This window comes from Streptococcus sp. 22.1, assembly GCF_016648645.1.
Lineage (GTDB): Bacteria > Bacillota > Bacilli > Lactobacillales > Streptococcaceae > Streptococcus.
The window spans coordinates 51,592-58,871 of the sequence record NZ_JACLQK010000008.1 but is presented as its reverse complement, the minus strand read 5'-3'; the positions used below and the strand labels follow the sequence as shown (position 1 = coordinate 58,871).

The window sequence follows — 7,280 nt, the reverse complement described above, 5'->3', positions numbered from 1 at the left end:
GGTCACGACACGAAGGAAAGTCGGTCGATTATACCGACTTTGCGCAGTTAGTGAGGTTGATAGGCAGAACGCCATAGTGGCTGCCGTAGACTATCAAGTGCTTCAGCACTTAGAGAGTCTTTCATGGTCACGACACGAAGGAAAGTCGGTCGATTATACCGACTTTGCGCAGTTAGTGAGGTTGATAGGCAGAACGCCATAGCGGCTGCCGTAGACTATCAAGTGCTTGGCACTTAGAGAGTCTTTCAACGTCAATCCACAAACTCAAATTCGAAGTTACCAATACGAACGATATCGCCATCCTTAGCACCACGTTCACGAAGCGCTTCATCAACTCCCATACCACGCAATTGACGTGCAAATTTCATGATTGATTCGTCACGTTCCATGTTGGTCATAACAAAGAGTTTTTCAAGTTTCTCACCAGAAAGTACCCATGAGGCATCGTCGTCACGGCTAATTTCAAATGGACGTTCATCCTCGTTAAAGCCGTAGTAAACTTCTTCTTGTTCCATATCATCTTCGCTATAAAGCAAGAATTCGTCTGTCTCATCAAGCAATTTTGCAGTAGCTTCTAAGAGATTTTCCAAACCTTGGTGAGCCAAACTTGAAATTGGGAAAATTTGTGGCAACTCATCGAATTCATCGTAGTTAGCAGCCAATTTTTCCTTAAACTCTTTCAAGTTTTCCTCAGCCTCAGGCATGTCCATCTTATTAGCCACAATAATTTGTGGGCGTTCCATCAAGCGAAGATTATAAGTTTCCAACTCTTTATTGATCTGAAGATAATCCTCGTAAGGATCACGCCCTTCACTCGCTGACATATCAATCACATGAAGGATAACACGTGTACGCTCAATGTGGCGAAGGAACTGCGTTCCCAATCCAACACCCTGACTAGCCCCCTCAATCAATCCTGGAAGGTCAGCCATAGCAAAGCTCTCACCTGACTTAGTACGAACCATTCCCAAGTTAGGAACAATTGTCGTAAAATGATAGGCACCAATCTTTGGTTTTGCTGCTGTTACCACACTGAGAATCGTTGATTTACCAACAGATGGGAAACCAACCAAACCAACATCAGCCAAAATCTTCAATTCCAATTGAAGTTCGCGTTCTTCACCTGGTTCACCATTTTCAGCGATTTCAGGAGCAGGGTTACGAGGTGTTGCAAAACGGATATTTCCTCGACCACCACGTCCACCGTGAGCAATGACAAACTCTTGGCCATCTTCAACCAAATCAGTAATAACTTTGCCGGTCTCAGCATCACGAACTGTCGTACCTGGCGGGATGCTAACGATGAGGTCTTCAGCACCTCGACCGTGCATTCCCTTGGTCATCCCTTTTTCGCCATTCTTAGCCTTGAATTTACGGTTATAACGGAAATCCATAAGGGTACGCAAGCCTTCGTCAACCTTGAAAATGACTGAGCCACCCTTACCACCGTCACCGCCCCAAGGACCGCCATTGGGTACATATTTCTCACGACGGAAAGCGACCATCCCGTCACCACCACGACCAGCTTTGACACTAATCTTGGCTGTATCTAAAAACATACTCATCTCTATATCTCTCTTTCTGATTCATGTGTCCTATATAAAGGCATTCTCATATAAGAGAATTTCTGACAGACACAAAAAAACGCTTGATAGCGTCTTAAAGGACAGCTGCGACTGCTTGGAAAATCAATGCCCCAACTGTTACTAATAGCATAATCAAAACGACCAATACTGTTAGACGTTCAAAAAATGATTTCTTACGTGGTCCGTTATCTCCAAATGCCACTTGAATTTACCTCGTTTTTTCTTCTATTATTTCACAATAATAGTAACAAAAATCTGCCCATTTCGCAACTCTTAACTAGCTTAAGCCAAAGGAATTCCAAAAACAGCTAAAGCTTCCAACTCCTCCTCGGTTAAACGTCGCCAAGCACCAAGTTCTAAATCATCTGGCAGACTTAAAGGCCCCATACTCATACGTTGTAACTCTGTCACTTCCTTACCACAAGCAGCTACCATACGCTTAACCTGATGGAATTTCCCCTCAGCAATGGTAATCTGAACCAAGCTAGTCCCAGCATCCCTATCTACGGATACAATCTCTAGTTTAGCTGGTTGGCAAGTGTGGTCTTTGAGTTCAATCCCTTTTTCAAAAGCTAGGATATCCTCCTGATCCATGATACCATCCACCTTGGCTTGATAAATCTTGTCCACATGTTTCTTTGGAGATAGCATGGCGTGAGCTAAGTCGCCATTATTGGTTAATAGAAGAAGACCATGAGTGTCAATATCCAAGCGACCAACTGGAAAAACTTGCTTATGTCTTGCTGTGTCATCGAGTAAATCGAGCACTGTCTTGTGACGGGCATCCTCTGTTGCTGAAATGACACCCTGAGGCTTATTTAAAAGATAGTAAACAAAGGTCTCATGTATTAATGCTTGACCTTGAAAAGCAATCTGATCTTGCTTCTCATCAATCTTAGCCTTAGGTGACGTCTCCACTTGACCATTTACAGTCACTTGCTTCTTTTTTAGAAAGATCTTGACCTGACTACGACTCCCGACACCACAGTCTACCAAAAACTTATCCAGACGCATCTAAACTTCCTCCTTTATTGGAATCCAAACTTCCATCTCATAATCTTCAGCCTGACGATTTCCTGGGAGATAAACCTCTACAGTGGGCTGGTCAATCATTTCAAAATGGTTCTTAGCATAGTGAAAACTCTCCCAAACAGCTGCCGTTGCAGGCCCTCTAAGTTTAAATACCGCATAAGTAGCTGGTGCTAGAGCAATCATTTCCATACTATCATCCTCACCAGCCAAGGCTGTTACATAAGTCTTGCGACTGCCATCATTGATCCGAATGCCATAGGTAGGAACAGCCAAATCATCTTGTTCTGCTAAAAAAGGTACCCAAAGGAAGTCTGTTGGCTTACCTAATTCCTCGCCTTCAAAAGCCATCCCTGAAAAACTCAAAAATCCCTTCCGAACAACCCCCACATCATAACGAACGGTTACTAAATCCAACTTTTGAATCACCTTTTTCAGTTTTGTCAGCTCAACTGGAACCTCGTCCGCTAGGACATAGGAAATCTTTTCTACAAATGCTTCTTTTTCGGCATTACCAGAGCCTATAGGAACCAAGACCCAATCTTCTGCTGCAACGCTTTGATCTTCACAAAGGTAGGTAAATTGCTTGCCTCCTTCGTTAAAAGACACATCAGCTAAACGAAAAAGAGGTTCAGGCAAATCGACAACCACCATCTCAAGCCCCTTTGCTTGAAACAAGAGCTCTTGATCCCTTAAACGAGCCTTCATAGCCAAGCTATCACTATCAATTGAAAAGGTGGTGTCAGTGTCCATTACAGACTGAAAGAAGGCCTGGTGTAAACCTGAAAAAGTCCAGACAGCATGCCAACGACACATCATCTCATAATCGTCAATGGTCACCAGAAGAGAGAGCTCCTGTTGGTCAGATGCATAGGAATATGCTTGAACGCTCAGTTGGTCTGGTGTCAGGTAGTCATTAACAAAGACCGCAAAGTCATCCATGGTTTGAAAATCTGACATAAACGCTCCTTTTCTATTCCTCGACCGAGCCTGTCACATACATAGTAAATGTAGCCCTTGTAAGAATTTTCTCTTCCTGATTAGTAATGACAACTTCCACCACCTTAGTCGTCTTACCATTATGAACACACAATCCCTCAATCTTGAGTTGGTCAGACAAATGCCCTGCCTTGAGATAATTGATATTAGACTGAAGCGTCACCGCATAGTCGCCTGTTGAAATGGCCACGAGCCCTGCGACCTGATCACAAAGCGTAAACAAATACCCCCCGTGAGCATTACCAAAATAATTCAGGGACTTCTCGACTACCTTAGTTGTCACGATGACATGTCCCGTTTCAAATAGTTCTTCTTGAAAATTCTCAAACACACGGATTTCATGTAGTTTGTCTTGCATAGCAAGCCCTCCTATTGTTGCTCATTCCACACCTAGTGAAATGACACGTCTTTATCTACTAGTATAACACGAAGTTCATAAAGGATAGTAAGCTTATTTGGCTAAGCTAATATCAACCTGAATATCTTCACGAAAAAGCTTCTTCACTCGGCAAAAATTATCCACAAAAGCCAAGAGTTCTTGCTCATTTTCCAAAATCAGATCCTCAGGTAAATGAATGGCAAGGGTGAAATGTCCTTCTTCATAGTTGGAATCAACCTGAATAGCAAGCTCCTCGATTCCCTGATACTTGGCAAAATAACTCTGTAGACACATGGTCACACAGGAAGCCAAGGCAATATTCACCAAGCTCATCGGTGTTTCCCCATCTTCCGTGTAGCCAAAAAGTTCCACAGGTGCTCCGTAACCCTCTGAAAGCGAATGGAAACGTTTGTCACCTTTAATTGTTGTTTGATACATCATGTCACCTCAATCTTTTTTTATTATTATAACAAAGAGAGCCCTAAGGACCGAGCTGAACGCTTTGAAAAATCTATCAAAAGAAGAAAAAGCGTAAAGGCTTGTAGCTCTTATTTTCCAATAGATTAACCTTGTAAAACACTGATATTACCTAGGGATTACAGTTGGGTAAAAACGACTGGAAGCGCTTTTAAAATTATGTTTTTTCATTTAAAATGAATTTACTAAGAAAAAAGGGAGACTATTATGAAAACATTTTCTAAATTAACTTTAGCCTCTGTCTCAGTTCTTGCCTTGTTGACCTTAGCAGCATGTGGCAACTCTAAAGACAAAACTGACTCGTCATCTTCAACACCATCATCAAGTAAGGTGACCAAAGAATCTTCTTCAACTGATTCAAGTGCTTCAATCAAAGTCAACAAAGACGGATCAACTGAGGTCAGCGACGGAAACGGTAACTCAGCAAAAACAAATGGCAATAATACTGTCGAAGCCAACGATAGCGAAGGTAACAGCGCAACAGTTGGTCAAGATGGCTCAGTCGACGTTAATAGCCAAGACGGTACAAATGTCAAAGTTGGATCAGACGGGACTGTCTCAATTGGTAACTAAATAAGATAAAAAAGGCTAGCTAATCTGCTAGTCTATTTTTTAGGTTCAGATTGATGTAAACGCTTCCTGAAAGTGCTATAATAGGCGTGGAAATGCAAATTCAGGAGGTGAGATAATGAAGAATAAAATCATCTTAGGATGCTTGGCTGCAGCGACCTGTGAGATTCTCTTTGGGCTCAGTTTTATCTTTACCAAATCTATTACAGCACAGGTCAGTGACCTGGCTTTAATCTCTTGGCGCTTTGTCACCGCCTTCCTTTTTATCAACCTTTATTTCCTATTCAGCCGACGTCGGCTAAAAATTAACGGTAGAAATCTCAAACCACTGACACGTATTGCCATTCTCAATCCGATTATCTATTTTATCTGCGAAACAATTGGCATTCGTATGACGACGGCTTCTGAAAGCGGAGCCTTCCTAGCCTGTATTCCAGTCGTTGCCCTTATCATGTCCAGCCTAATTTTAAAAGAATGGCCTAGCCGTTGGCAAGTGGTCGGTGTCATCACAACCCTCATCGGTATCATCATAGCTGTATTTGCTGCTGGCGGCTCTACCCACTTCTCCCTTGTGGGCTACTTGATTCTAGGTCTAGCAGTTGTCTCCTACGCCCTGTATTGCGTTGATGTCGAAAGAGCCAGTCAATTCAGTAGCCTTGAGATTACCTACTTTATGCTTGCTAGTGGCTGCCTGACATTTGGACTCTTTGCACTCAGCCAAGGCTTTCTAGCAGGTGATTTGAAAGAGCTCTTGCTTCTCCCTGTGAGCAATCCAAAATTCACTATCACTATCCTTTATCAAGGCTTGGGATGCAGTGTTCTGGGCTATCTGCTATCAAATTTTGCCATCGCAAATATCGGAGTTAACCGAACAGCATCCTTTATTGGAATTTCGACAATTATCTCAATTCTAGCTGCTGTTGTCGTCTTAGGAGAACCCTTCTCGCAGCTACAAATTTTTGCAGGCATTTTAGTCGTCCTGGGCGTCTATGTAGCCAATAAAACCTAAAACTCTCGGGAATTAATCTTCCGAGAGTTTTTTAGTCTTAATCAAGCTCTGTTTGAATTAAAACGACAAGTTCTTCCTCATTAGGAATACTACTTACCGCTGTCGGTTCAGGTAAGGTCTTATCTCCATAGCCCTTAATAATATGTGCTAAAAACACAGATGCTTTCGTCATGGCAAGAGGCAAAGAATCTGCCCTAATGCTACGACCAAAATCAGGAAAACTAATTTGATAACCTTCCTCAATTGTGTGAAAAATCGCTGGATATTCGTATAACATATCTCTTCCCCCATTTCAATACTAGACTCCTCTATGATAGGATGTGTTTGAGGATAAGTCAACCAAAAATTGTTACAAAGAGAGAGTGAAACCATTCGAAACAAGGCAGCAAAGTTAAAATAAGGCTTAGTCCGTAATCAACTTGAGAAAGTGACACCGATTCGGTGTTTTTTTTTGGTATACAAATAGTCCTTTGGAATCATCCAAAGGACTATTTATATATCTACTATTTCTTAACCTCATCCAAAATCTCGATTACCTTATACAAGTCTGGTTCTGTGATTTGGTAGGGAGCTTGTTCACGGACAATTGGTTTAGCACAAAAGGCGATACCAATGCCAGCTGTCTTAATCATAGGTAAATCATTGGCACCATCACCCATTGCAATGGTTTGTGAGAGTTCGAGACCATTTTCTACCGCCCAATCTTTGAGTTTGGCTACCTTGACATCTTTGGTAACAATCTCACCATAAACCTTACCAGTTAAGACACAATCAACCACCTCTAGGTGATTAGCCTTGACATAATCGATTCCTGCTTCAGCTGCTAGTCTATCCACAGTCTCATGGAAACCTCCAGAAACCAAGCCTACCTTAAAGCCACGGGCGTGGAGTTCATCCACCAGTTTCTTGGCTCCCTTGTTGAAATGAATACGAGCATATACCTTATCAAATATACTCTCTGGCAATCCCTTGAGGGTCGCTACACGCTCATTTAAGGCCTGTCTAAAATCCAATTCTCCACGCATGGCACGCTCTGTGATTTCAGCAACTTCTTGACCAACGCCTGCTTCTTCTCCCAATAAATCAATAACTTCTTCTTGGACTAGCGTAGAATCTACGTCCATAACTAATAAACCTTTAACTTCTGACATAATTACCTCGATTCTTCGATGTCTATATAAGCCTTCACTAGATTTAATTCAAATATGAAATGAAAAACGGACCTTACAAA

10 protein-coding genes are annotated in these 7,280 nt (G+C 42.1%); 2 read left to right on the top strand and 8 right to left on the bottom strand.

Annotation, left to right across the window (positions count from 1 at the left end):
- Nucleotides 1–251: 251 nt before the first annotated feature.
- The 6 genes from obgE to H7U04_RS05695 all read right to left on the bottom strand — a co-directional run bounded on the left by obgE (nucleotide 252) and on the right by H7U04_RS05695 (nucleotide 4,431).
- A complete protein-coding gene (obgE, locus tag H7U04_RS05720) occupies nucleotides 252–1,565 on the bottom strand; it encodes a GTPase ObgE (RefSeq protein WP_002891491.1) in 1,314 nt (437 codons plus the stop codon).
- Nucleotides 1,566–1,659: 94 nt separating this feature from the next.
- Nucleotides 1,660–1,788, bottom strand: a complete 129-nt coding sequence (locus H7U04_RS05715) for a DUF4044 domain-containing protein (RefSeq protein WP_002884629.1) — start codon at nucleotides 1,786–1,788, stop codon at nucleotides 1,660–1,662.
- An 80-nt stretch (nucleotides 1,789–1,868) separates the two neighbouring features.
- Nucleotides 1,869–2,600, bottom strand: coding sequence for a pseudouridine synthase (locus tag H7U04_RS05710; RefSeq protein ID WP_073690044.1), 732 nt, complete (start codon nucleotides 2,598–2,600; stop codon nucleotides 1,869–1,871).
- Nucleotides 2,601–3,575 carry a GyrI-like domain-containing protein gene (locus H7U04_RS05705; protein ID WP_110981108.1) on the bottom strand — a complete coding sequence of 325 codons (975 nt, stop codon included), beginning with the start codon at nucleotides 3,573–3,575 and terminating at the stop codon, nucleotides 2,601–2,603.
- A gap of 13 nt (nucleotides 3,576–3,588) precedes the next feature.
- Nucleotides 3,589–3,972, bottom strand: coding sequence for a PaaI family thioesterase (locus H7U04_RS05700; protein ID WP_021143776.1), 384 nt, complete (start codon nucleotides 3,970–3,972; stop codon nucleotides 3,589–3,591).
- 93 nt (nucleotides 3,973–4,065) lie between these two features.
- Entirely contained in the window at nucleotides 4,066–4,431 is a 366-nt protein-coding gene (locus H7U04_RS05695; protein WP_073685683.1) for an OsmC family protein, read from the bottom strand.
- Between the two features lie 246 nt (nucleotides 4,432–4,677).
- Here H7U04_RS05695 and H7U04_RS05690 point away from each other — a divergent pair, with 246 nt between their 5' ends.
- Nucleotides 4,678–5,043: a histidine kinase gene (locus tag H7U04_RS05690; RefSeq protein WP_070656468.1), complete on the top strand. Its 366-nt coding sequence runs from the start codon at nucleotides 4,678–4,680 to the stop codon at nucleotides 5,041–5,043.
- Nucleotides 5,044–5,158: 115 nt separating this feature from the next.
- On the top strand, nucleotides 5,159–6,049 hold the full coding sequence (locus tag H7U04_RS05685; protein WP_045772204.1) for a DMT family transporter: 891 nt from the start codon (nucleotides 5,159–5,161) through the stop codon (nucleotides 6,047–6,049).
- 37 nt (nucleotides 6,050–6,086) lie between these two features.
- On the opposite strand, the gene H7U04_RS05680 is transcribed toward H7U04_RS05685, so the two are convergent.
- Together H7U04_RS05680 and serB are read right to left on the bottom strand one after the other, a co-directional pair.
- Nucleotides 6,087–6,326 (bottom strand): hypothetical protein, encoded by a 240-nt coding sequence (locus tag H7U04_RS05680; protein WP_070656465.1) that lies wholly within the window; start codon nucleotides 6,324–6,326, stop codon nucleotides 6,087–6,089.
- A 226-nt stretch (nucleotides 6,327–6,552) separates the two neighbouring features.
- Complete coding sequence (gene serB, locus H7U04_RS05675) at nucleotides 6,553–7,200, bottom strand: phosphoserine phosphatase SerB (protein ID WP_110981109.1); 648 nt, start codon at nucleotides 7,198–7,200, stop codon at nucleotides 6,553–6,555.
- Between the last annotated feature and the right edge of the window lie 80 nt (nucleotides 7,201–7,280).